Origin of the sequence: Rhizobium sp. BK538 (assembly GCF_014197575.1) — a bacterium.
Taxonomy (GTDB): domain Bacteria; phylum Pseudomonadota; class Alphaproteobacteria; order Rhizobiales; family Rhizobiaceae; genus Rhizobium.
This window is the reverse complement of the sequence record NZ_JACIFT010000005.1, coordinates 163,505-187,893: the sequence shown is the minus strand read 5'-3', so window position 1 is coordinate 187,893 and position 24,389 is coordinate 163,505. Positions and strand designations below refer to the sequence as shown.

Annotated in this window: 24 protein-coding genes; 13 read left to right on the top strand and 11 right to left on the bottom strand. The window is 60.8% G+C overall.

The window, feature by feature from the left end:
• Positions 1-163 precede the first annotated feature (163 nt).
• On the top strand, positions 164-1,267 hold the full coding sequence (ychF, locus tag FHX09_RS08100) for a redox-regulated ATPase YchF (RefSeq protein ID WP_007789956.1): 1,104 nt from the start codon (positions 164-166) through the stop codon (positions 1,265-1,267).
• 23 nt (positions 1,268-1,290) lie between these two features.
• Here ychF and FHX09_RS08095 read toward each other — a convergent pair whose 3' ends face one another.
• A complete protein-coding gene (locus FHX09_RS08095) occupies positions 1,291-2,367 on the bottom strand; it encodes a hypothetical protein (RefSeq protein ID WP_183719271.1) in 1,077 nt (358 codons plus the stop codon).
• 89 nt (positions 2,368-2,456) lie between these two features.
• Between FHX09_RS08095 and FHX09_RS08090 the strand changes: the two genes are divergently transcribed.
• Together FHX09_RS08090 and FHX09_RS08085 are read left to right on the top strand one after the other, a co-directional pair.
• Complete coding sequence (locus tag FHX09_RS08090; protein WP_132588784.1) at positions 2,457-2,927, top strand: MaoC family dehydratase; 471 nt, start codon at positions 2,457-2,459, stop codon at positions 2,925-2,927.
• Entirely contained in the window at positions 2,924-3,391 is a 468-nt protein-coding gene (locus FHX09_RS08085; protein ID WP_183719269.1) for a MaoC family dehydratase, read from the top strand. Before FHX09_RS08090 ends, FHX09_RS08085 begins: the two co-directional genes overlap by 4 nt.
• A gap of 8 nt (positions 3,392-3,399) precedes the next feature.
• Here FHX09_RS08085 and FHX09_RS08080 read toward each other — a convergent pair whose 3' ends face one another.
• The 4 genes from FHX09_RS08080 to petA form a co-directional block, all read right to left on the bottom strand.
• Complete coding sequence (locus tag FHX09_RS08080) at positions 3,400-3,942, bottom strand: adenine phosphoribosyltransferase (RefSeq protein WP_132588786.1); 543 nt, start codon at positions 3,940-3,942, stop codon at positions 3,400-3,402.
• Positions 3,943-4,059: 117 nt separating this feature from the next.
• The gene (locus tag FHX09_RS08075) at positions 4,060-4,953 is read right to left on the bottom strand and encodes a cytochrome c1 (protein WP_132588787.1); all 894 of its coding nucleotides are present in this window, start codon (positions 4,951-4,953) and stop codon (positions 4,060-4,062) included.
• A gap of 26 nt (positions 4,954-4,979) precedes the next feature.
• Positions 4,980-6,257, bottom strand: a complete 1,278-nt coding sequence (locus FHX09_RS08070; protein WP_007789946.1) for a cytochrome b N-terminal domain-containing protein — start codon at positions 6,255-6,257, stop codon at positions 4,980-4,982.
• A gap of 13 nt (positions 6,258-6,270) precedes the next feature.
• A complete protein-coding gene (gene petA, locus FHX09_RS08065) occupies positions 6,271-6,849 on the bottom strand; it encodes a ubiquinol-cytochrome c reductase iron-sulfur subunit (RefSeq protein WP_037082086.1) in 579 nt (192 codons plus the stop codon).
• A 285-nt stretch (positions 6,850-7,134) separates the two neighbouring features.
• On the opposite strand from petA, the gene FHX09_RS08060 reads away from it, so the two are divergent.
• On the top strand, positions 7,135-8,067 hold the full coding sequence (locus FHX09_RS08060; RefSeq protein ID WP_184449710.1) for an endonuclease/exonuclease/phosphatase family protein: 933 nt from the start codon (positions 7,135-7,137) through the stop codon (positions 8,065-8,067).
• Here FHX09_RS08060 and FHX09_RS08055 read toward each other — a convergent pair.
• Positions 8,023-9,942: an ABC transporter ATP-binding protein gene (locus FHX09_RS08055; protein WP_183719265.1), complete on the bottom strand. Its 1,920-nt coding sequence runs from the start codon at positions 9,940-9,942 to the stop codon at positions 8,023-8,025. The two genes, FHX09_RS08060 and FHX09_RS08055, sit on opposite strands and share 45 nt — an antisense overlap.
• 182 nt (positions 9,943-10,124) lie before the next feature.
• Here FHX09_RS08055 and FHX09_RS08050 point away from each other — a divergent pair, with 182 nt between their 5' ends.
• Positions 10,125-10,334 carry a hypothetical protein gene (locus FHX09_RS08050; RefSeq protein ID WP_132588873.1) on the top strand — a complete coding sequence of 70 codons (210 nt, stop codon included), beginning with the start codon at positions 10,125-10,127 and terminating at the stop codon, positions 10,332-10,334.
• Positions 10,335-10,394: 60 nt separating this feature from the next.
• Here the strand turns inward: FHX09_RS08050 and FHX09_RS08045 are convergent, their stop codons facing one another.
• Positions 10,395-12,251, bottom strand: coding sequence for an ABC transporter ATP-binding protein (locus tag FHX09_RS08045; protein WP_132588790.1), 1,857 nt, complete (start codon positions 12,249-12,251; stop codon positions 10,395-10,397).
• Positions 12,252-12,639: 388 nt separating this feature from the next.
• On the opposite strand from FHX09_RS08045, the gene FHX09_RS08040 reads away from it, so the two are divergent.
• On the top strand, positions 12,640-13,101 hold the full coding sequence (locus FHX09_RS08040; RefSeq protein ID WP_007789940.1) for a tRNA (cytidine(34)-2'-O)-methyltransferase: 462 nt from the start codon (positions 12,640-12,642) through the stop codon (positions 13,099-13,101).
• A gap of 198 nt (positions 13,102-13,299) precedes the next feature.
• On the top strand, positions 13,300-14,946 hold the full coding sequence (locus tag FHX09_RS08035; RefSeq protein WP_184449708.1) for a Na/Pi cotransporter family protein: 1,647 nt from the start codon (positions 13,300-13,302) through the stop codon (positions 14,944-14,946).
• A 6-nt stretch (positions 14,947-14,952) separates the two neighbouring features.
• Here FHX09_RS08035 and FHX09_RS08030 read toward each other — a convergent pair whose 3' ends face one another.
• A complete protein-coding gene (locus FHX09_RS08030) occupies positions 14,953-15,213 on the bottom strand; it encodes a hypothetical protein (RefSeq protein ID WP_007789934.1) in 261 nt (86 codons plus the stop codon).
• Positions 15,214-15,381: 168 nt separating this feature from the next.
• Between FHX09_RS08030 and hemF the strand changes: the two genes are divergently transcribed.
• The 3 genes from hemF (at position 15,382) to FHX09_RS08015 (ending at position 16,951) form a co-directional block, all read left to right on the top strand.
• The gene (gene hemF, locus FHX09_RS08025) at positions 15,382-16,296 is read left to right on the top strand and encodes an oxygen-dependent coproporphyrinogen oxidase (RefSeq protein WP_132588792.1); all 915 of its coding nucleotides are present in this window, start codon (positions 15,382-15,384) and stop codon (positions 16,294-16,296) included.
• 91 nt (positions 16,297-16,387) lie between these two features.
• Entirely contained in the window at positions 16,388-16,648 is a 261-nt protein-coding gene (locus FHX09_RS08020; protein ID WP_007789930.1) for a hypothetical protein, read from the top strand.
• Between the two features lie 117 nt (positions 16,649-16,765).
• The gene (locus tag FHX09_RS08015) at positions 16,766-16,951 is read left to right on the top strand and encodes a DUF1059 domain-containing protein (RefSeq protein WP_132588793.1); all 186 of its coding nucleotides are present in this window, start codon (positions 16,766-16,768) and stop codon (positions 16,949-16,951) included.
• Positions 16,952-16,953: 2 nt separating this feature from the next.
• Here the strand turns inward: FHX09_RS08015 and FHX09_RS08010 are convergent, their stop codons facing one another.
• From FHX09_RS08010 to FHX09_RS08000, 3 genes are read right to left on the bottom strand one after another with little or no spacing between them, the layout of a single operon-like run.
• Positions 16,954-18,207 carry a CCA tRNA nucleotidyltransferase gene (locus FHX09_RS08010; RefSeq protein ID WP_184449706.1) on the bottom strand — a complete coding sequence of 418 codons (1,254 nt, stop codon included), beginning with the start codon at positions 18,205-18,207 and terminating at the stop codon, positions 16,954-16,956.
• Positions 18,204-18,854, bottom strand: a complete 651-nt coding sequence (locus tag FHX09_RS08005; RefSeq protein WP_007789926.1) for a CoA pyrophosphatase — start codon at positions 18,852-18,854, stop codon at positions 18,204-18,206. The genes FHX09_RS08010 and FHX09_RS08005 overlap by 4 nt, the downstream gene beginning before the upstream one ends.
• A complete protein-coding gene (locus tag FHX09_RS08000) occupies positions 18,851-19,474 on the bottom strand; it encodes a DUF1285 domain-containing protein (RefSeq protein WP_132588795.1) in 624 nt (207 codons plus the stop codon). The genes FHX09_RS08005 and FHX09_RS08000 overlap by 4 nt, the downstream gene beginning before the upstream one ends.
• Positions 19,475-19,632: 158 nt before the next feature.
• Here FHX09_RS08000 and FHX09_RS07995 point away from each other — a divergent pair, with 158 nt between their 5' ends.
• From FHX09_RS07995 to FHX09_RS07985, 3 genes are read left to right on the top strand one after another with little or no spacing between them, the layout of a single operon-like run.
• Positions 19,633-20,643, top strand: coding sequence for a MoxR family ATPase (locus FHX09_RS07995; RefSeq protein WP_132588796.1), 1,011 nt, complete (start codon positions 19,633-19,635; stop codon positions 20,641-20,643).
• Between the two features lie 12 nt (positions 20,644-20,655).
• A complete protein-coding gene (locus FHX09_RS07990) occupies positions 20,656-21,576 on the top strand; it encodes a DUF58 domain-containing protein (RefSeq protein WP_183719260.1) in 921 nt (306 codons plus the stop codon).
• A complete protein-coding gene (locus tag FHX09_RS07985) occupies positions 21,573-24,389 on the top strand; it encodes a DUF4159 domain-containing protein (RefSeq protein WP_184449704.1) in 2,817 nt (938 codons plus the stop codon). The genes FHX09_RS07990 and FHX09_RS07985 overlap by 4 nt, the downstream gene beginning before the upstream one ends.

Genomic DNA, 24,389 nt, shown 5'->3' with positions numbered 1-24,389 from the left:
GATGACATGGAAAGGCGAGAACAGTTCGCCATATCTATATTGCACCGCAAAGGCGGCGTTCAACCCCTGAGAATGCAAGAGACTTGCGCGAAGAGCTTGACCGCAAGGCGCGTTTTATCCCATAGCCAGCACCAACGAATTCAAGAACAGCAGGTTTCAGGCCATGGGCTTTAAATGCGGTATCGTCGGTCTGCCGAATGTCGGCAAATCGACACTCTTCAACGCGCTCACCAAGACGGCGCAGGCGCAGGCGGCGAACTATCCCTTCTGCACGATCGAACCGAACACCGGCGAAGTCGCCGTCCCCGATCCGCGCATGCAGAAGCTCGCAACGGTCGCCGGCTCCAAGGAAATCATCCCGACCCGCATCTCCTTCGTCGATATTGCCGGCCTGGTGCGCGGAGCGTCGAAGGGTGAAGGCCTCGGCAACAAGTTCCTCGCCAATATCCGCGAAGTCGATGCCGTCGTGCATGTGCTGCGCTGCTTCGAAGACGACGATATCACCCACGTCGAGGGCCGCATCAACCCGGTCGGCGATGCCGACACGATCGAGACCGAGCTGATGCTCGCCGACCTCGAGAGCCTTGAGCGCCGCGTCGAGCAGACCCGCAAGCGCGCCGCCAGCAAGGACAAGGATTCGCTGACGCAGCTCCCTGTCATGGAAGCCGTGATCAAGCTGCTGAACGAGGGCAAGCCTGCACGCCTGCTTCTCAAGACGCTGGCGCTTGAGGAGATCGAGATCCTCAAGGGCCTCAACCTCCTGACCTCGCATCCGGTGCTCTACGTTTGCAACGTCGCGGAAGCCGACGCTTCGACCGGCAACGAGCACACCAAGGCCGTGGCCGCCATGGCTGAGAAGCAGGGCGCCGAATGCGTCGTCATCTCGGCCGCGATCGAATCCGAAGTGGCCCAACTTCCCGACGAGGAAGCAGCCGAGTTCCTTTCGGCGCTCGGCCTCGAGGAAGCCGGTCTCGACCGACTGATCCGCGCCGGTTACCACCTGCTCGACCTGATCACCTATTTCACCGTCGGCCCCAAGGAAACGCGTGCCTGGACGATCGTGCGCGGCACCAAGGCGCCTGCCGCCGCCGGCGTGATCCACACCGACTTCGAACGCGGCTTCATCCGCGCCTTCACCATCGCCTATGACGACTACATCAACTTCAAGGGTGAAGTCGGCGCCAAGGAAGCCGGCAAAGGTCGCGACGAAGGCAAGGAATATGTCGTCCAGGACGGCGACGTCATTCACTTCCGCTTCAACACCTGAGACGCAACCGGAGCGACTGCCGCCTATGCCGGCGGCAGTTTCTCCTGCATGGCAACCGGCAGCTGTCGCATGGCGAAGCGCCGAAGTGGCATCCATCCGGTGCCGATGACGAGCACGATCGCGCCGACGGTCAGAAGCGTGATGTAGATGTAGGTATCGACACGCGCGTCCCCCTGACGGAAGATGCCGTAGAGCGCAAAGCCCAGCGACAGCAATCCTGACGTCACGAATGCGCGCCGGTCGATGATCAGGCCGATCAGCATAAGCGCGACGACGGTCGCAACCACCACCGGCGTACGAAACGATACTGTCTGCAGCGCAGCGAGTGTGCCGCCGCTGAGACCGGCAAGCGAAATGATGCTGTAGAGCAATGCCGGTGCTGCGCCGAGATGAAGCCAGAAGGCAATATCGGAATTGACTGTACGACGAAGCGGGTCGCGCAGATCGAATTTCATGGCGAGTGCGAAAAGGCCGAGCGCGCATACGATCGCGGTGATCGACAACAAGACGGGATGATTGACCTCGAAGAGGGGATCGCCGGTGAGCCAGCCGAGCGCGCGCAAAACCAGCTGCAGAACAACCACCGCCGCCCCCATGATCGTCAGGGCAAGGGCAAGCGGGATGCGATAGAGCAGATAGAAGGCTCCGAGCACAACCGGAAAGGCGAGCGTGTACTGCAGTGCCACGTTGCCGCCAATCGCCATGACGGCAGAGTCTTCCAGCCAGCGCGCAGCCACGATTGCAGTCCAGACCGCAAGTGTGAGCGTCAGGACGACGGCAGGCAATGCCAGCCTCTGGCGTCGAACAAGGATCTCCGCAAGAACGACGATTGCCGGCAACACCGCAAAGAGCGAAGCGATGCCCCACAGCCCTGCCAGCGCCACGATGATGCCGATCGTTATGAGCACATCATGAAAGCCGCGCACGAAGCTCGGCGTCTCTGTGTCTGAAAAAGGCGTTGGCTGCGCGCGAGGCTCCACCGGCTGGCCATCCGCCTTCACGCCGCGTTCGATCAGAAACGGCAAAAGCCGCTCGGCAGCATGGAGAGGAATGATACCCTTTCGGGTGGCCTCATCGAGGATCAATTTCAATTCTGGCATGTTCAAAATCTCGCGGGAATCCGGGAATCGTTGAGTCGCGTCGAATGGTATTGTAGTCGTTTGGAAACGCCTACGAGGGGAAGAAGAATTTGTCCGATCAGAAACTTGCCTTTGAAGATTTCCAGCCGGGGCGACGTTTTGCACTCGGCCCGAGGCCGGTAACGGCAGCGGAGATCATCGAGTTCGCCCGCGAGTTCGACCCGCAGCCGATGCATCTCGATGAGGCGGCCGGTCGCGCCAGCATCCTCGGGGGCCTGGCGGCATCCGGCTGGCATACGTCGGCGCTGTTCATGCGCATGATGGCGGAGAGCTTCCTCATCAACTCGTTTTCGCAAGGTGCGCCCGGCGTCGATTTCATGGAATGGCGAAAGCCGGTCCTTGCCGGAGACACGCTTTCCGGTCATTCGACGGTCATGGAGACCCGTGCGCTGCGCTCAAGGCCCGGCATCGGCATGGTGAAGTTCCGCCACGAGGTTGAGAATCAAAAAGGCGAACGCGTCTGCTTGGCCGAGAATTCGATCATGTTCGTCCTGCGTGAAGCGCTGGAGAAGACCGCATGATCATGACGGAACACTACGCCAGCGGCGAGAAGACCGAAATCGGCAGCTACGTGTTCACGGCCGAACGGATCGTTCACTTTGCCGAGCGCTTCGACCCTCAACTGTTCCACTTGGACGCGGAAGCTGCAAAGGCTACGCTCTTTGGCGGTCTCTGCGCTTCGGGATGGCACACTTGCGCGGCTTGGATGAAGACCTTCGTCGCCTATTGGAATGCAGAGTGCGCGCGACTGGCGAGTGAGGGCATCAGGCCGCCGAAACTCGGCCCCTCCCCGGGATTCCAAGCGCTTCAGTGGCTGCGGCCGGTCTTCGCCGGCGAGGAAGTGACCTACTTCGTCACGCTTCTTTCAAGTCGCCCCCTGGCGTCGCGTCCGGGACGTCGGCTGAACACGATCCTCTGCGAGGGAACGATCGCTGACGGCACCCCGGTCATCCGGTTCGAAAGCACCGTCATAGAATTCGAGTAGTCGCGGGCCTAGTGGCCCGCGAACTCCACCAGGGTACGGACGTCGACGCCAAGCTCTTCCAGCTTCCTGCGACCGCCGAGGTCCGGCAGGTCGATGACGAAGCAGGCGGAAACGACCTCCGCCCCCATCTGCCGCAGGAGCTGCGTGGCGGCCACTGCCGTCCCGCCGGTTGCGATCAGATCGTCGACGAGAATGACCTTCTCGCCGGGCTGGACGGCATCGCGATGCATCTCCATCTCGTCGACACCATACTCCAGGCTATAGGCGACGCGCACGGTATCGCGAGGCAGCTTGCCCTTCTTGCGGATCGGTACGAACCCGGCCGAAAGCTGATGCGCGACTGCACCGCCCAGAATGAAGCCCCGCGCTTCGGTTCCGGCAATCTTGTCGATCTTCAGGCCGGCATAGGGCTGCACCAGTTCGTCGACGGCACGGCGGAACGCGCGCGGGTTGCCGAGAAGCGTCGTGATGTCACGGAAGATAATGCCGGGCTTTGGGTAGTCCGGGATGGAGCGGATGCTCGCTGCAAGCTCCGAAATCGTTTCACTCATGGAGTATCCATATTCTGCAAGGCTTCAGTTCGGCTGCACCCTATCAATTGCCACTGTCGGAACCAACAAAAAAGGCGGCCCGAAGACCGCCTTTCCCTAGAGTCTGGAGCGAAGCTCTCAGTGTTCCTTGTTCGCGTAGACCGAACGCTTCGTCAGGTAGATCAGTCCCGAGAAGATCAGCAGGAAGACCATGACCATGAAGCCGGTGCGCTTGCGGTCTTCGAGATGCGGCTCGGCAGCCCACATCAGGAAAGCCGAGACGTCCTTGGCATACTGATCGACCGTCGCCGGCGCGCCGTCGTCATAGGTCACCTGGCCGTCGGAAAGCGGCTTCGGCATTGCGAGAGCGGCAGCGCCGGCGAAGTACGGGTTGTAATGCGTGCCTTGGGCAACCTGTACGCCTGCCGGCGGCTGCTCGTCGTAGCCGGTCAGCAGCGAATAGATGTAGTCAGGACCGCCTTCCTGATAACCACCGACGAACGGGATCATGTCGATCAGGAACTGCGGGAAACCACGTTCAATGCCGCGCGCCTTGGCGATCAGCGAGAAATCCGGAGGAGCCGCGCCATTGTTGGCCGCTGCCGCCGCCTCGTGGTTCGGGAACGGCGACGGGAAATAGTCCGATGGAATAGCCTTGCGGGTGAACATGTCACCGCTGGCGTTCGGACCGTCCTGAACCTCGTAGTTGGCGGCAAAAGCCTTCACCTGAGCCTCGGAGTAGCCAAGAGCCCCAAGCGTGCGGAACGGCACGAGGCTCATCGAGTGACAGGCCGCGCAGACTTCGGCGTAGACCTTCAGACCGCGCTGCAGCTGACCCTTGTCATAGTGACCGGCCGGCCCGGCGAAGCTCCAGTGTTCGTGCTTCGGATGAAGCAGCGGATAGTGCGGCGTTTCGCTTTCGGCGTGTTGCGCCGGCTCGGCTCCGCCCGAGGCGGCTTCCTGGGCGAATGCCGCACCGCTCAGACCCGCAACGACAGCAAGCGACAGAATGCTTGTAACAAGCTTTTTCATGTTTCTCTTCCCTTCCCGTCGCACGCTCAGGCTCTGACCGGCTCAGCAGCCGCCGCCTTGTTGCGCTTTTCCAGAACCGCTTCCGTAATCGAATTTGGCAAGCGGCGCGGCGTCTCGACGAGGCCGAGAACCGGCATGATCACCAGGAAGAAGGCGAAGTAGAAGAGAGTGCCGAGCTGCGACATGATCACATAGGTACCCTCGGCAGGACGCGAGCCGAGCCAACCGAGAACGATGGAATTGGCAACGAACAGCCAGAAGAACACCTTGTACCATGGGCGGTAGGCAGCGGAGCGAACCTTCGAGGTATCGAGCCAGGGCACGAAGAACAGCACGATGATCGCGCCGAACATGATCAGAACGCCTGCGAGCTTCGAGTCGATCGGTCCGATGTTGAAGGTGATCGAGCGCAGCATCGCGTAGAAAGGCAGGAAGTACCATTCCGGAACGATGTGGGCGGGCGTCTTCAACGGATCAGCCGGGATGTAGTTGTCCGGGTGGCCGAGGAAATTCGGCATGTAGAAGACGAAGTAGGCGTAGACCAAAAGGAAGATCGAAACGCCGAGCGCATCCTTGAGGGTTGCATATGGCGTGAAGCGAACGGTGTCCGTCTTGGTCTTGACCTCGACGCCGGTCGGGTTCGTCTGGCCGACCACGTGCAGCGCCCAGATATGCAGGACGACAACGCCCGCAATGACGAAGGGCAGCAGGTAGTGCAGCGAGAAGAAGCGGTTCAGCGTCGGGTTCTCGACGGCGAAACCACCGAGAAGGAACTGCTGGATCCACTCGCCGACCAGCGGGAATGCCGAGAAGAAGCCGGTGATAACGGTCGCGCCCCAGAAGGACATCTGACCCCAGGGCAGAACGTAGCCCATGAAGCCGGTTGCCATCATCAGGAGGTAGATGAGGACGCCGAGGATCCACAGGATCTCGCGCGGCGCCTTGTAGGAGCCGTAGTAGAGACCGCGGGCAATGTGCAGATAGACCGCAACGAAGAAGAAGGACGCGCCGTTGGCGTGCATGTAGCGCAGCAGCCAGCCGTGGTTGACGTCACGCATGATCTTTTCGACGGAGTTGAAGGCAACCGTCGTTTCCGCGGCATAGTGCATGGCGAGCACGACGCCGGTGAGGATCTGCACGACGAGCATGACCGCAAGCATGGCGCCGAAGGTGTAGGCATAGTTCAGGTTCCGCGGAACCGGGTATGCGACGAAACTATCGTAGACCATCCGCGGCAAAGGCAGGCGCGAATCGATCCACTTCTCGAGGCCGGTTGATGGCTCGTAGCTGGAATGGCCACTCATAAATCAGTCCCCCTCAACCGATCTTGACTACTTTATCGGAAACAAACGAATAGGTCGGAATCGCCAGGTTCGTGGGCGCCGGGCCTTTGCGGATGCGGCCGGCCGTATCGTAGACCGAGCCATGGCAGGGACAGAACCAACCATTATATTCGCCGGCCTGGCCGAGCGGAATGCAGCCGAGATGCGTGCAAGAGCCGATCATGACGATCCAGTTTTCCTTGTCCTTGCCGGCGGAACGGTCAACGCCGGTCGCCTGTGCGTCCGAAGGCAGGTTGGCGTTGCGCGCAATCGGATCCTTCAGATCAGAGAGCGGAACTTCATCGGCAGCCTTCACTTCCTCGGGCGTACGGTTGCGGATGAAGATCGGCTTGCCGCGCCACTTGGCGGTCAGCGACATTCCAGGCTCGAGGCTGGAAACGTCGACTTCGATGGATGCCAGAGCCAACGTCGAGGCATCCGGACGCATCTGATCGATAAACGGCCAAGCGACCGAAACGGCGCCGACAGCGCCCGCCATACCAGTGGTGAGATAAAGGAAATCACGGCGAGTAGGCTCGCCCGTGATCTCGCTTGTCGTTTCGTGTTCGCTCACGGCTTAAACCATCCTCTACGCAATTTTTGCGGAACTCCGCCTTCCCCTCGCGGTAGCGAATCTGTCGCGACACAATTCGACCATAGATTCCCCACCAATCCGGCGCGTTCTAAGCTTGATCGCAAATTATGTCCAGCCTTGGCAAGGCCATGTGGGCACAATGTCGCGGGAATTTTCAGATGATTTTCGAAGACAATCACATGCTTGCCACAGTTGTGCATTGCACCAATTCGAACCTCGTGCTAGGCGAGCCCCACAAACCTCTCCCTATTCCCGCGCCCGCCGATGAAAGACACTTTATACTGCATAGGAAGTGTCCTCCTCTCCCTGTTACTGGCGCTGATGTCTTTGCGCTACATCACACACGTCTGGCTTCTCGCCTTCGTCTACAGCTTTCAGATTCATTTCGCCCTGGCCGCAATCGCAGGGTGCCTGGTCCTTCTGCTCCTCAAGCGGCACTGGTATGCCTATCTGCTTCTGACCATCGCAGTGATGCTCTTGGGGCATGGCTTTATCATGCTGAGGGAATTCGCCGCCACTCCAGCGCGTGCCAATACGCCGCCGCTTTTCAGGGTGATGTCCTTCAACATCGAACACGAGAACTTCTCCAATGCTGGGCGAATTGCGGATTTCGTCATCGCCTCGAATGCCGATGTCGTGAACATCCTGGAGGCAGCTCCGCTTCGCCCTTACATCGCACGCCTGTCCAGCACATATCCCTATCACATCGGCTGCGGCGAAGAGATCAACCAGTGCGACACGCTCGTCCTCTCGAAGCGACCGTTCATCGAGAAGAAAGTCGCCAGCCTTGGCAAGCTGTGGCAAAATCGGCTGACGTATTCAGCCATCGACTTCGACGGAACGAAGATCAGCTTTCTCGTAGCCCATCTCGCCAAGCCTTACTTCGATGACTTCCAGGCGGACGAACTCGTTGATCTGGCGTCTGCGACAGTCGCTATCGATGCGCCGCTTGTCCTCACCGGAGACTTCAATTCCGCGATCCTCGACCCACGTATCCAGCGCTTTATGCGCACGAGCGGCTTTCATACCGTCTTTCCGGAGCCGGCGACCTGGCCAATCAAGGCGCGTGACTTCGGTATCAGTATCGATCACGTGCTCGCCCGTGCGCCACTGCGGCTGAAATCGGTCGAACGGATCGAGGACAATATGGGATCAAACCACTTTGGCCTCATGGCCGAGTTTGCCCTCAGCTCTTGACGCAGACTGCGACACGTCGAAATCGGTGGCGAGGAACCCGCCTGATTGCCGCGCCCAGAGTTCGCCATAGAGACCGCCACGCTTCAGCAGGGTCTCGTGCGTCCCCTCTTCTATGATCCCCCCCTCGTCGACGACGATCAATCTATCGAGGGCAGCAATGGTCGAGAGCCGATGCGCAATGGCGAGCACGGTCTTGCCTTCCATGAGGCCGATCAGATTGGATTGGATTGCCTCTTCCACCTCCGAATCGAGCGCCGAGGTGGCTTCGTCGAGAACCAGGATCGGCGCATCCTTCAGCATGATGCGTGCGATCGCAATGCGCTGGCGCTGACCGCCGGAGAGTTTCACGCCACGTTCCCCGACATGTGCATCGAAGCCCTTGCGGCCATTTTGGTCCTGCAGGCGCTCGATGAAGCCAAGCGCTTCTGCGCGCCGTGCCGCCTCAACCAGCCGCGCCTCCCCCGCATCCGGGCGGCCGAACAGGATATTGTCCCGGACCGAGCGATGCAGCAGCGACGTATCCTGGCTGACGACCCCGATCTGCATGCGCAGTGACTCCTGCCTGACCGCCGCGATATTCTGGCCGTCGACCAATATCTGCCCCCCTTCGAGGTCGTAGAGCCGTAGCAGCAGGTTCACCAGTGTCGACTTGCCCGCACCGGAGCGCCCGACGATGCCGACCTTCTCGCCCGGCTCGATCGTGAGCGAAAAGTTGTCGATGACGCCATTTGGCCTGCCGTAGTGAAAAGAGACGTTCTCGAAGCGGATGCCAGGCTGTCGGATGACAAGATCACTGGCACCGGGGCGATCGACCAGTCCAAGCGGCTGCGAGATCAACTCCGCGGCATTCTGGATCGTGCCAAGGTTGCGCATGATGCCGTTGAACTGGGTCATCAACCGGCCCAGAAGAAAGTTCAGGCGCAGCACGAGCGCCAGCGAGAAGGCCACCGCACCGGAACTGACGAGGCCGGCCAACCACAGGTGAACGCTGAGAGCCGCCATGCTGACGATCATGATGCCCGAGAGCAGCGCCATCGAGGCGCGCACGCCGGTGATGAAGCGCGTGAACCGCAGCACCGTCTCCTGATAGAAGTCGAAGCCTTGCCGCATATAGCGGTCGCTTTCCTCATCGCGCGCAAATAGCTTGAGGGTCTGGATATTGCTGTAGGCGTCCACCATGCGCCCGTTGATCATCGAGGCGGCTTCGGCTGTTTCGCGGGAATGAAACCGGATGCGTGGCACGAAATAACGCGCCAGAACGCCAAAGGCGCACAGCCAGCACAGCACGACGACGGCAAGCGAGAAATCGAGCCCTGCGACGAGCACCAGCGTCGTCGCCGCATAGATGCCGACGAACCAGACACTCTCCATCAGTGACGTCACCAAGTCGCCGGTGGCCTGGCCGGCCGACCAGACCTTGGTGACGACGCGACCCGAAAAATCGCTTTGGAAGAAGGAGAGCGATTGCCGCGAAACATGCAGGTAGGATTGCCAGCGCGCCAGGTTGTAGAAACCGGGTGTGATCACCTGCTGATCGACAAGTGCGATCAACAGCGCGACGACAAAGCGGACAATGCCGATAAGAACGAGCATGCTGAACAACTCGGCGCCGTGCGCGGCCAGGAGACCGCTCCAGCCTGCCGCCGGCGTGATCGTCGCGAGAATGTCCACGAGCCGCCCGACGAACCAGAACAAGGCCGCCTCGATCGCCGCCGACATGCCCCCGAGCACCAGCATCGCCACGAACGGCGCCTTCGCTTGACCAATATAGAACCAGATGAATCCAAGCGTGGAGCGCGGTGGTTGAATGTTTTCCCGCGGCGCAAAGGGATTAATCCAGTTTTCGAAAGCACGAAAGAGTCGTTTTATCAGCATATTTGCGATATAGGCTTAATAGCCGGAGCGGGAAAGCAACGGCCCCAGGGCGCAACCTTATATTTTCGTAACAATCGGTAACAACAACGGCATCGCCGTTGAATGAGACTGACCTCGTCACAATCTCGGGGTACAATGGATTTTTACGGGAGATGGCCGCGATGCAAGCAAGAAAGGCACTCATGTCGAGTATCCCGCTGCCCCTTGCGGAACGACTTGATGCAATCGTTGAACAGTTGGATATTTCCTACGATCAGGCTGTCGCAGAGGCGATATCTGCGTGGGTCGATCGTGAGGAAGAGCGGCGCCTGTTCGCCTTGCGTACGCTTGCTTCGACCAACGGCATGCTTGTCGAAGGGAACCGCGTGAAAGACTGGGCAGACAGCCTCTGAGCCGACATCCATGAACGCAAATGAGAAGCCCTCTCCGCATCCACAGAGAGGGCTTCTGGCTTATTCGGCCGCCTCTTCCGCTTCTTCGGAATGGTCGGCCAGGAAGCCGCCCGATTGCCGGTTCCAGAGGTCGGCATAGATGCCGCCTTGGTCGACAAGCGCGGCATGGGCACCGGCTTCGACGATCCTGCCCTTATCGAGCACGATCAAGCGGTCCATCTCGGTCAGGGTCGACAGGCGGTGCGCGATTGCAATCACCGTCTTGCCTTCCATCAGCGCAAACAGGTTTTCCTGGATCGCCGCTTCGACCTCGGAATCGAGCGCCGATGTCGCCTCGTCGAGCACCAGGATCGGCGCATCCTTCAAGAAGACGCGGGCGATCGCGACGCGCTGACGCTGGCCGCCGGAGAGCTTCACGCCACGCTCGCCGACCTGCGCGTCGAGCCCCTTGCGACCCTGCATGTCGACAAGCCCTTCGATGAACTCCCAGGCGTTGGCCCGCCTGGCCGCTTCGATCACCTGAGCATCGGTCGCCTCGGGGCGGCCATAGGCGATGTTGTCGCGGATCGAACGGTGCAGCAGGGACGTATCCTGCGTCACGACGCCGATCAGTTCACGCAGGCTCTCCTGCGACACGGCCGAGATGTCCTGTCCATCGATGGTGATGCGGCCAGCCTCCAGATCGTAGAAGCGCAGCAGCAGGTTCATCAACGTAGTCTTGCCGGCGCCGGAGCGGCCGACCAGACCGACTTTCTCGCCCGCCTTGATGTCAAGAGAGAGATTGTCGATGACGCCTTTGCCCTTGCCATAATGGAAGCGGATGCGCTCGTAGTGGATTGCACCCTTCTTCGCAGACAGCTGCGGCGCGCCCGGCTTGTCGACGATGTCGTGCGTCTTGGTCATCATCTCCATGCCGTCATAGACCGTGCCGATGTTCTCGAACAGCGCCGAGACCTCCCACATGATCCATTGCGACATGCCGTTGACGCGCATGGCAAGACCGATCGCGATGGCGATGGCGCCGACGGAGATCTGTCCGTTCAGCCAGAACCAGATGGACAGGCCCGACACCACGAAGAGCGCGACGCAGTTGTTCATATAGACAGCGACGTGAAACAACGTGACGCGGCGCATCTGCGCGTGAACGGTTCCGAGGAATTCCTCCATACCGCTACGTGCATAGGTCTCCTCGCGGCCGGCATGCGAGAACAGCTTGACCGTAGCGATATTCGTGTAGCTGTCGACCACCCGCCCGGTCATCATCGAGCGTGCATCCGCCTGTTGCGCCGCGATCTTGCGAAGCCGCGGTACGAAGTAGGAAACGATGCCGATATAGATGGCCAGCCAGACGAGGATCGGCACCATCAGCCGCACGTCGGCAGCCGCGATGACGATGATCATCGACAGGAAATAAGTGACGACATAGACGAAGACATCGAGGATCTTCATCGTCGTTTCACGAACCGCAAGCGACGTCTGCATCACTTTCGTCGCAACGCGTCCGGCGAACTCGTTGGCGAAGAAGGTCATGCTGTGACGCAGCAGGAACCGGTGCATCTGCCAGCGCGCGATCATCGGGTAATTGCCGAGAAGCACCTGATGCATGATGAGCGAATCCAGTCCCGCCGCCAGCGGCAGGCCGATGAGGATCAACGCTCCCATCCATGCCAGCCTCGGCCACTCCGTCTGAAGGAATGTCGCCTTGTCCGCCTTGGTCAGCCAGTCCACGATGTCACCGAGGAACTGGAAGAGCGCCACCTCACCGACGGCAATCAGCGCCGTCAGGACCGCCATGATGGCAAGCCACGGCGCTGCCGGCTTCGTATAGTGCCAGCAAAATGCAAAAAGGCCCTTCGGAGGAGCAATCGGCTCCTCGCTGGGGAAGGGATTGAGTCGCTGTTCGAACCAGCCAAACATGAAAATGCTCCGAAACTTGATCGCTCCGGCCTCCCGGCTCGCGCAAAACGGCGCTTGAGCTCATATGGGAACCGGACGTTCACGGGGCGAGGCCACGACAGCCGCGCAATGGATTAGAAATGGGAATTCAGGAAAGAAATGGCACTAGGCGTGCCAGATCGCCACTCGTGGGTTCACGCGTCGAGAGCGCATACGCGGCAATATTTCCATCTTGGCGCTCCCTTCTGGCGATTAAAAGATGTGCATCCTTAACGCGAATTAAGCTGAATTTCCAGCCCCGGCCGGCCGGAAATTGAACAATTATCGGCCCAAATGCGTCCTGTTGCGTCAAAATCACAGTTGCAATAGGTGTCTTTCGACGAAAAAGCGGAAGAGACGACATTCCACTATGGCAGACCTCAGACTAGCCCTTTATCAGCCTGACATTCCGGGTAATACCGGTACCATCCTGCGTCTTGCCGCCTGCCTCGGTTTTGCCATCGACATCATCGAGCCCGCAGGCTTTGACATATCGGATCGCAATCTCAAGCGGGCCGGCATGGACTACATCGCGGCTGCCGCCCTCACCCGCCATGTCAACTGGGATCGCTTCGACGATTGGCGAAGGAGCACCGGCCGACGCCTGGTGCTGGCATCCACCAAGTCGTCCGGCCGCTATACAGACTTCGCATTCCGTGCCGACGACATATTGCTTTTCGGCCGCGAGAGCGCCGGCGTTCCAGATCATGTGCACGCGGCAGCCGACGCCCGGATCCTTGTTCCGATGGTTGAAGGCCAACGCTCTATCAATGTTGCCGTCTCGGCCGCGATGATTATCGGAGAGGCCATGCGGCAGACCGTCTGGGGTTGATTTCCGGCCCCGGTGACGCAAATGCCGACATAGCCTCGGAATATGTCGCGAACGGCGTTGTGAATTTTCCTGAGCGGCGTATAGTTTTTAGCCGGACAATTAAAAAAATGTCCAGAAAGCCATGTTTTCAATTACTTGGCAAAGAGAGATTCGAACAGGAAGGCGCCTGTTCGCGTAAGAGACAAAAGAAACGGCAGAATGGAATCGACGATCGTCATGATCAACCTGTTCGGCGCGGTAGCCCTGCTACTGTTTGGCCTGGCACAGGTGAAGGACGGCGTTTCCCGAGCGTTTGGAGCCCGATTGCGCACTGGCCTTGCGACCGGCACCCGCAGTGGCTTGCGCTCTTTCCTGTCCGGCTTCGTCGCCACGATCGCGCTGCAGAGCTCCACCGCGACGGCTCTGATGGTCGCCTCCTTCGTCGAGCGCGAACTGGTGAAGCCGCGCATGGCGCAAATCGTCCTGCTCGGCGCCAATGTCGGAACCGCGGTGACCGCCTGGATCGTCGCCACCGGCATCGCGTGGCTGTCTCCTCTGGTGATCCTTGCCGGAACGATCCTCCATCGCAGCGGCTCGTCGTCACGCCAGGGCGGCGGCACGGCGTTAATCGGCATCGGCCTGATGCTGCTGTCGCTGCATCTGCTGAGCAGCGCCACCGAACCGATGCGGCAGTCGCCGGCCCTTGGCGCCTTCATCGCCCTGCTGGACAATGCCTGGCCGGTCGCACTGGCCTTTTCCGCCGGCATCGCCTTCATCTCGTCGTCGAGCCTAGCCGCCGTCGTCCTCATTCTCTCGCTCGCCTCAACGGGCATCTTGTCGGCCGGACTGGTCATCGTGCTGGTGCTCGGCGCCAATCTCGGCGGCGCCATTCCGCCTGTGATAGCTTCGCTCGCCGGGCCGGCAGCCGCCAGGCGTGTCACGCTCGGCAATTTGATTGTGCGGGCAATCGGCTGCCTGATTGCATTGCCGCTCGCCGGCTACGGCGCCGAGTTGCTGGGAACGTTGCCGCTGACGCCGGCAAAACTGCCGGTCGATGCCCATCTCGGCTTCAACCTGATCCTTGCAGCCCTCGCCTGGCCCTTCTCGCGCCCCCTTTCGCGGCTGATGCTGAGATTGGTGCCGGACGACACGCAGCCGGACAGCGGACCGAGATACCTCGACGCGCAGGAACTTTCGACGCCTGTTGTCGCTCTCGCAAGCGCGACACGAGAGGTGCTGGGCGTCGGCGATCTGATCGAACGGATGCTGCTGCGCGCCTCAAGCGCTTTCGAGAGCAATGACCTGGCGAAACTCAAGGAAATCCCGTCGCTGGAAAAGCGGGTCGACAGCCTGCAGCAGGAGGTGAAGATCTATCTTTCCAAGCTTGGGCATGGTGGCCTGAGCGAAGAGGACGGCCGCCGTTCCATCGTTATCATCGACTACGCGATCAACCTCGAACATATGGGCGACATTATAGAGAAGGGTCTGATGCCGCAGGTGACCAAGAAGGTTTCGCTGGGACTGAAGTTCTCCCAGGAAGGCTACGAGGAACTGCAGAAGCTTTTCCACCTGACGATCGACAACCTGCGCATTGCCCAGACGATCCTCGTCACCCGCGACTTCAATCTCGCCAAGCAGCTGATGGAGGTGAAGGTCGAGGTTCGCCGGATGGAGAAGCAGTCCTCGGAACGGCATCTGGAGCGCCTGCGCGATGGCCGCGCCGACAGCCTGCAGACAAGCTCATTGCATCTGGACATGCTGCGCGACCTGAAGCGCATCAACGCCCACATTGTTTCGGTCGCACACCCGATCCTCGACGAAAGCGGGCTGCTTATCGAAAGCAGGCTGAAAGGCGCCGCCGAGTAAAGCCGTTCAATCGGCAGACGGCAGCCGCCGCATCGTGAATTCGATCTGGTCGCCTTCCAGCTGGCGCCAGCTCTCGACTTCCGTCCAATAGGCTGCCTTAGGATATTCGTCGAACCATTCGCGCGCCTTGGCGCGGGCATCGAGGAGATTGAGGCAATAGGTTTGTCGGACGAAACGATCGTTCTTCCGGGGCGTGCCTTCTGCCCGGTGGGTGGCAATCCGTCGTTTGAGACCGTCGAACGACGGAGGTCCAGGAATTTTCGTCATGAGCCTACCTCTGTAGGAAAAAGGTAATATCGAAAATTGCTTTTTGCGAGTCGAATCTGAGGAAGCCTCAGTCATCGCCCTCTGCTGGCAGGACCCTGCCCTACCTGCTATCAGAGCAGCAAAGACGAAAGCGCGAGTCGACTGGCGACCCGCTCGGAGAGAGATAGAATGGAAAGACCCGAACTTCCGATCGGCCTGCCTGACGATATCGAAGAGAAGAAGTCGACTGCCCGGGCATGGTTCGAAAGTCTTCGCGACACGATCTGCGCCTCCTTCGAAGCGCTGGAAGACGAACTCTCGGGCCCGCTCTGCGACAGGGAGCCGGGCCGCTTCGTGGCGAAGGACTGGTCGCGTGAAAATGGTGCAGGTGGGGGTGGCCGCATGTCGATCATGCACGGCCGCGTCTTCGAGAAGGTTGGGGTGCACACCTCCACCGTGTACGGAGAGTTCGCGCCTGATCTGCGCGCCCAGATGCCCGGTGCCAAGGAGGATCCTCGCTTCTGGGCCTCGGGCATTTCGTTGATCGCCCATCCGGTCAATCCCAACGTGCCTGCCGTACACATGAACACGCGGATGGTGGTCACCTCGAGCCGCTGGTTCGGCGGCGGCGCCGACTTGACGCCGGTGCTCGATCGCCGTCGCACGCAGGAAGATGAGGACAGCCAGTTGTTCCACAAGGCCATGGAGATTGCCTGTCGCAGCCACTCCGGTGTCGCCGACTACGCTGCCTACAAGAAATGGTGCGACGAGTATTTCTTCCTCAAGCACAGGAACGAGGCTCGCGGCATCGGCGGCATCTTCTATGACTGGCTGCATTCCAGCCAGGAGGCCGGCGGCTGGGACGCCGATTTCGCCTTCACCCGCGATGTTGGACGGGCGTTTGCCATGGTTTATCCACGGATCGTTCGCGCCAACTTCAATAAACAGTGGACAGAGGCGGATCGTGACGAACAATTGATTCGCCGTGGACGCTACGTTGAGTTCAATCTTCTCTATGACAGGGGCACGATCTTCGGCCTCAAGACAGGAGGCAACGTCGAATCCATTCTCTCGTCCCTGCCTCCTCTTGTCCGTTGGCCTTGACCTGACAAATAAAGATGCCGGGAGGGGTTAAATTCGGAGGCCGGATCACTTAGTCTAGGCATGTACGCGTAGCAATCGGAGGAGGATTGTCATGACGATACAAAGTAGCTCTGCGGCATCGGCGGGTGCCCAAGAGCGCCCCCCGCCCATGGATAGACCCGATTTCTTGAGCCGCGTTGCGGAAAGGCTCAGGGCAGAAAGCGGATCCGACCTCCCACTTTCCTGCTTCATCGAACAAGTGAAGCTTCAATTGGCCGGCGGCAAGACACCTGAGGAACTCGACCACCCGGCCAAGGCTCACGACAACAAAGCGGCCGTCGATTGCTTCAGATCCTGGGCCATGCCCGAATAACGAGAAAATGACCAACCGGCCGGTCCTTCGCGCCGGCCGGAACCTTCTTGCCGCTTCGAACATTCAGGCATTGCAGGACCGCGCAATGTCATTGAAATCCGAAAGAAGGAGGAAAAAATGAGACTCTTCGAATGTGGAACGCTTGTCCCCGGATGTGAATGGCATACCAGGGCGAACGACGACGCTGAAATCGTGCGCCGTGTCGTTGAGCACATGCGTAGCGTCCACGGCGAGACCGTGATCCGCGAAAACATGATCGACAACATCAAGGCCCGCATCCGCAACGAGGCCACGGCGGCTTGAAGTTACTTTGTCAGGTCGTTCAGCCGGGCGAGCAGCGCCGCCCGGTCCGGAGAGAAATTTTCCTCGATCCAGAAATTCTCGAGTGCCGACAGCGTTTCGCCGACCTGCTTTCCGGCGGATACCCCGGCGCCCATGACGTCTGTGCCATTGATCGGGAACTGTGGTTTCTTCCAGTTTTCAGCCAGTTCGAGCAGCTTGCCAAGCCTTGCTGAGCGCGCCATCTCCTGCATGTCGCCTTCCGCCTTGCCCCGCGCCGTTGCAAGCGCAAGTTTCAAGCGCGTCTGTATCCCATCCCCACCGTGCCGATAGAGCAATCGTGCAAAGGCAGCCGAAGACAATTCATCATTGATAACAGGCGCCTTGGCCCATGCTTTGAACCAGGCGAATTCGGCATTGGCAAGCTTGAGGCGTGCGGCCATCTTCTCCAGCCGATCGGCATCGGGTGGAATGATGGCGGCGAGACGCAGAAGCGGATCCGGCTTCCAGCCGAGCGCCTTCTCCGTGCTGATCAACGCCGGGACGGCGTCAATGCCCCACTTGTCTGTCTCCGGAAGGATTTCACTGAGCACACCGACCTGCCGCATCCACAAGAGCGCCCGTCCAGGATCCTCCGCGCTGAGCAATTTGCGAAGTTCCGACCATAGCCTTTCGGCCGAAAGCGTCTTTAGCTTGGCGCGAGCCGATACACACGCCCGGAGTCCATCGGCATCCGGACGGCCGGAACCATAATAAGCGAAGAACCGGAAAAACCGCAGGATACGCAGATAATCCTCGCCGACGCGCGTCGCCGCATCACCGATGAAGCGGATGTTGCGCTTCTCGATATCGGCAAGACCACCGACCAGGTCGATCACATCGCCCTTGGAGTCGACATAAAGCGCGTTGATCGTCAGGTCGCGGCGTTCCGCATCGGTCTGCCAATCCGAGCTGAATGCCACCTTGGCCCTGCGTCCGTCGGTCTCGACATCGGCCCTCAGCGTCGTGACTTCGAAGGGCTTGCCGTCGATGACGAGGGTCACCGTGCCGTGCGCCACGCCGGTCGGAACGGCCTTGATGCCAAAGGCAGCCGCCCGCTCGATGACCTGTTCCGGCGTGAGCGTCGTGGCAAGATCGATATCGTTGACCGGGCGCCCCATGAGGCTGTTGCGGACCGCTCCGCCGACGACACGCCCCTCTCCTCCGTCGGCGTTGAGCAGCGTGAATACGCGCGTCAGCGCCGGATCCTTGAACCATGTTTCGTGGCCAAGGTTGGTCATGCATAAAGCCTTTCGTAAAGGGTGCGGACGATGCCCGCGGTAATGCCCCAGATCATCCGGCTTTCATAGGGCATCCGGTAGAAATGTCGTTCGAGACCGTCGAGTACACGCCTGTCGCGACTGTGATTTGCCGGATTCATGAGAAAGGACAGCGGCACTTCGAAGACGTCGTCCACCTCGGTTGGATTGAGTTTCAATTCGAAGCCGCGCCGGACGACGGCAAGCACCGGCGTAATACGGAAGCCAGTCGATGCAAGATAGTTCGGAAGCCGCGCCACGGTCTCGACAAACGACCCGTCGATACCGATTTCCTCTTCGGTTTCCCGGATTGCCGCCCTCTCGGCCGAGCCGTCGATGGCGTCGATCTTGCCACCGGGAAACGCGATCTGTCCGGAATGTTTTCGCAGCGTCGCGGTGCGCTGCGTGAAGATCACATGCGCATCGTCACCGTCGTCGACGACAGGCACCAGAACCGCAGCATCACGAAGTTTGAAGGTCTCCACCTGCGTAACGATATCGGGGTTCAGAATATGGTCGCCGTGATCACGCCAGGAGCGGTCTACCGGGCCGCCGCTCTGGTGAAGCGCGCGGTGACGGAATTCGGCCGCTGAATAGAGCGAACGGTGGTCGGTCAAAGCATTGGTCATCGGGAAAGTGCATCCAGTTCGGCCGCCGGCATGACAGGAAAGGTCACACCGCCGGAGCGGAGACAGAACATCGTCTCGCCATCGACCTGAAGGCGTTCGCCGAGCTCGACGAGTTCGTACATGATGGGCCGGGAGACCAGCGCTTCCAACCGCCCGCGAACGTGAAGATAGGGCTTCAACTCGCTGCTTTCGCCGTGAATTACAAAGCGAAGGGGATGTGCCGCCCCGGCCTCGACCACATCGCCGACATTGGTCCGGAACGTCAGCAATGGCTCGCCATCCCTTTCGCCGGCATTCATTTCAACGGCCAAAAAGGGCGCGTCTACAACACGGATACCGACCCTCTCCACAGGCGTTACGAGATATGTCTTCCCATCCTCATCCTTGCGCAGGACCGTTGAAAACAGTCTGACGAGAGGCGCTCGGCCGATCGGTGTTCCCATATAGAACCATGTGCCATCAGCCCGGATTTCCATGTCGATATCGCCGCAGAAGGGCGGATTCCATTTGTCGACGGGCGGAAGGCCTCGGGGTTTGGCCCCTGCGTCGCCGGCGGCGCGCGAAATCAGCGCGGCAAGACCGGCCGCATCCGTTGTCGCCTTGATCTCTTCGGCTGCCATTCTTCTGTCCCGGTTTGTCTTTAACTCCAGAAGGTCACGAGATAGTCATTTGGAACGAACTTGTCAGCCCGCAACATCTCCATAACTCTATCTGGTATGAGGCTTGCGTGTAAGTCTGCCGATTCGCGACGAATGTTATCAGCCGCTGGAGATGCCTTATGGGTATGATGAAGACCGAAGCCCCCCTTGATGAAAAGGCGATCATCGCCGCGGCCGAGAAGGCACTAGCAGATATCGCCGTCGTCCGGGGCGAAGTCTCTAAGGTGATCTTCGGCCAGGAAAGCGTCGTGGAAAATACGCTTCTGGCGGTTCTCTCCGGTGGCCATGCCCTGCTCGTCGGCGTGCCTGGCCTCGCCAAGACCAAGCTCGTGACGACGCTCGGCGAAGTGCTTGGGCTGGCCTCCAACCGCATTCAGTTCACCCCGGACCTGATGCCCTCGGACATACTGGGCTCGGAAGTGATGGACCAGGACGACAGCGGCCGCCGCTCCTTCCGTTTCGTCAAGGGCCCGGTGTTCGCCCAGCTTCTGATGGCCGACGAAATCAACCGCGCATCGCCGCGCACGCAGTCGGCACTGCTGCAGTCCATGCAGGAATACCACATCACCGTCGCCGGCCATCGCTACGATCTGCCGGTTCCGTTCCACGTCCTGGCCACCCAGAACCCGCTGGAGCAGGAAGGCACCTACCCTCTTCCCGAGGCACAGCTCGATCGCTTCCTGCTGCAGGTCGACGTCCACTATCCGGAGCTTGCGGCCGAGCGACAGATCCTGCTCGAGACGACGGGCCTCAGCGAGACGAAGCCACAAGCAGTCTTGAGCGCCGAGCGGCTGGTCGAAATCCAGACGCTCATCCGCCAGATGCCAGTGAGCGACAAGGTCGTCGATGCGATCCTGGCGCTTGTCCGCTCCGCCCGCCCCGGCCAGGGCAATGCATCCACCGACAAGAACGTCGCCTGGGGCCCTGGCCCTCGCGCCGGCCAGGCCATGATGCTCTGCGCCCGCGCCCGTGCACTCTACGAAGGCCGCCTCGCTCCGTCCATCGACGATGTCCACGCGTTGGCTGAACCTGTGCTGCAGCACCGCATGGCGCTGACATTTGCGGCGCGTGCAGAAGGCATGTCGGTTCGCGATGTCATTGACGGGCTGGTCAAGCAGGCCAAGGGATAAGGAAGCGTCTGCGTGGCACCCATCGGACAGATCGTCAATCCGACCTCGGGCAATGATGCGCTCGCTCGCGCTAGGCAGCGGGCGAGCCTTGTCCCGGATTGTCTGGTCGAGGCCAAGCGGATCGCCAATACCGTCATCGCCGGCTGGCATGGCCGCCGCAAGCGCGGCATTGGCGAGAACTTCTGGCAATTCCGCCCCTACACCGAGGGCGAAAGCCTATCGCGCATCGATTGGCGTCGATCCGCCCGTGACGACCACACCTACATCCGCGACCGCGAGTGGGAGGCAGCCCATACGATCTGGCTCTGGGCCGACATGTCTGCTTCAATGATGTACAAATCGACCTTCGGAAACGCTTCCAAGGAAGGCCGGGCACTCGTCATCATGCTGGCGCTTGCCGAAATCCTTGCGCGCTCCGGCGAGCGCATCGGATGCCCCGGCGTGATGGAACCGATCGCCGCGCGGAACGCTGCGGAACGGCTTGCAACCGCATTGATGCATGCGCCCCTGAGCGGGGGACTGCCCGACACAGCCATGATCCGCGGCTGGAGCGAACTCGTGCTGATCGGCGATTTTCTCGACGATGCGCGTGCGGTCATGGCGCGCATCGCTCCCTTGGCGCGGCGCGGTCTGCGCGGCCACGTGATCGAGATCGCCGACCCGGCCGAAGAGCTCTTCCCCTATGATGGCCGCACCGAATTCACCGATCCCGAGACGGGTTCGAAGCTGACATCCGGTCGGGCCGAGCATGTGCGCGAAACCTACACCCGCGCCTATCTCGAGCGCAGGGATGATCTCGGCCAGGCGCTGCGCCACATGGGCTGGACCTTTGTCAGCCACCGCACCGACCATCTCGCCTCTGAAGCGCTGGTCGCCGTTCACATGTACCTCTCGGGAATGCCCGCAAGGATGACGCAGGGAGAACGCACGTGAACGCTCTTCCCTTCGTTTTCGCCTACCCCGCGATCCTCGGCGCCCTCGTGGCCCTGCCGATCATCTGGTGGCTGCTGCGATTGACGCCGCCGCGCCCGAAGACGGAAGTCTTCCCGCCACTGAAGATTCTCGCAACGGTCCTGAAGCGGGAGGAAACCCCGGCCCAGAGCCCCTGGTGGCTGACGCTGCTGCGCATGCTGCTTGCCACCGCCGTCATTCTGGCTATCGCCGACCCAGTCTTCAATCCGCGCACGAATTCAATTGCTTCGGGCGGCCCGCTCGTGCTCTTTGTTGACAACGGCTGGGCAACGTCGCCGGATTGGGATCGCCGCGTGAAGACGGCCGACGCACTGATCGATGACGCGGAAGCCGCCGGTACCCCCGTTGCCATCGCCTTCACCGCCGATCCGACCAACGATGCGGTTCCGGGAACGGCGTCCGTTGCCCGCGACAAGCTACGCGCCGCAGAACCGAAGCCGCTGGTGCCCGACCGGCAGCGCGCTTTCGAGGCTCTCCGCACCGCGTTGAACGGCGTCCATCCTGGCACTCTCGCCTTCCTGACCGATGGCGCCGCCGCAACCGACAACGACGCAACCGTCCGCCAGCTCTTGGATCTCTCGCCTGCCCAACTGCGCTTGATCTCCGGCGACGCGGCCGAGACGATCGCGATCACGTCGGCCAGCAATGCCGCGGATGCGATGACGGTTACCGCCACACGCCTCGACAGCACCAGCGCCGCTTCGCGCCCTATCACCGCGCAGGACACTCAGGGACGCGCGATCGCGGCCGGCTCGATCGACTTCCAACCAGGGCAGAGCGTCGCGACCGGATCAATCGCCGCACCGTTTGAAATGCGCAACGATTTTGCGCGCGTCAGCATCGATAGCCACGCTACGGCTGGCGCCGTGCACCTGCTTGACGACGGCTTCAAGCGTCGCCGTGTCGTTCTGCTGTCCGGCGAAGTCGGCGATACGTTCCAGCCACTGCTTTCGCCGCTCTATTACATCCAGCGCGCCCTACAGCCCTATGCCGACTTGATCGAGCCGAACACGCCCGATCTCGCGACCTCGATCCCGGATCTTTTGTCGCAGAATCCGTCCGTCATCATCATGGCTGATATCGGCCGCCTTCCCCAACAAACCTACGAGCCGCTGCAGCGCTGGATCGGCAACGGTGGAACGTTGGTCCGTTTTGCAGGGCCACGCCTTGCTGCTGCGCCCGCCGACGACCCGCTGGTGCCGGTCACGTTGCGCCAGGGTGAGCGCGCCCTCGGTGGTGCGCTATCCTGGGCCGAACCACAGCCGCTTGCAGAGTTTCCCGCTTTCGGCCCGTTCGCCGGAATGCCGAAGCCGACGGATATTACTGTCAAACGTCAGGTTCTCGCAGAGCCAACGCCGGATCTTGCCGAGCGCACTTGGGCGAGCCTCGCCGATGGAACGCCGCTGGTGACGACGAAGCCGATCAATGCTGGCCGAATTGTGCTCTTCCATGTTAGTGCGGAGGCCACGTGGTCCGACCTTCCGATATCAGGCAATTTCGTCGAGATGCTGCGTCGCCTCGTGCAGTTGTCACGCTCTGGCGGCGTGACCGCGCAAACCGACGGCGCTTCGACCGCTGAAGCGCTACCGCCATTCCGATTATTGACCGCCAAGGGCGCATTGACGACCGAAACCGGTACGGCACGCCCGCTGATACCCAACGCCAAGGTCACGCCGGTTGCCAGCTTCGATAACCCGCCTGGCCTCTACGGATCCGAAGAAGGATTTACCGCGCTGAACGTACTGCCGAAAAATGCCGAACTGAAGCCGCTTGATGTTTCGGGTACCACCGTGGTGCGTGAAGGGTTGATCGGCGGCGAGACCTGGTCGGCAAAGCCTACGCTGTTCCTGATCGCCTTCCTGCTCCTGCTTGCCGACAGCCTAGTCGTGATGTTCATGAGCGGCGCATTCTCGCGGCTGCGCCCTGCGGCGCGCGCGGCCGCGATTGTCGCCGTTGCGTTCAGCGCGGCTTTCTTGCTGCTGGAGCCAGGTCAATCGCATGCGGATGACGCCAAACCCGGTGATGACCAGATCTTCCAGCGGCTCGACAATACGCATCTCGCCTATGTCGTCACTGGTGAACAGGAAGTCGACCGGATTTCCGAGCGGGGTCTCGAGGGCCTGACGGAATTCCTGACCTTCCGCACCACGCTGGAGCCCTCGCCGCCCGTTGGCCTGGATCTCGCGAAGGATGAACTCGCTTTCTACCCGATCATCTATTGGCCGATCTCGGCGACGGCGCCCATGCCTTCAACGGCAGCGGTCAACAAGATCGATGCCTATATGCGCGCCGGTGGAACGGTGCTGTTCGACACCCGCGACCAGTTCAGCGCACTCGACAACAATGGCAGCTCGGTCAGCGCCAACGGCGAGCGGCTGCAGCAAATCCTCGCGAATCTCGACATTCCGCCGCTAGAACCGGTGCCGTCCGACCACGTGCTGACGAAGTCCTTCTACCTCCTGTCGAGCTTCCCCGGTCGCTACACCGGCAGCCCGCTCTGGATTGAAGCCCGCCAGGAAAATCGTGCTGAGAACGCCAAGTCGGCGGCGACGGCCGACGGCGTTTCCCCAATCCTCATCACCGGCAACGACTTTGCCGGCGCCTGGGCGGTCGATGACAACGGCGTGCCCATGTTGCCGACGGTCCCGCCTGATGAAATGCAGCGCGAATATGCCTACCGCAGCGGCGTCAACATCATGATGTATATGCTCACCGGCAACTACAAGACCGATCAGGTCCACGTCCCCGCTCTCCTGGAACGTTTGGGGCAGTGA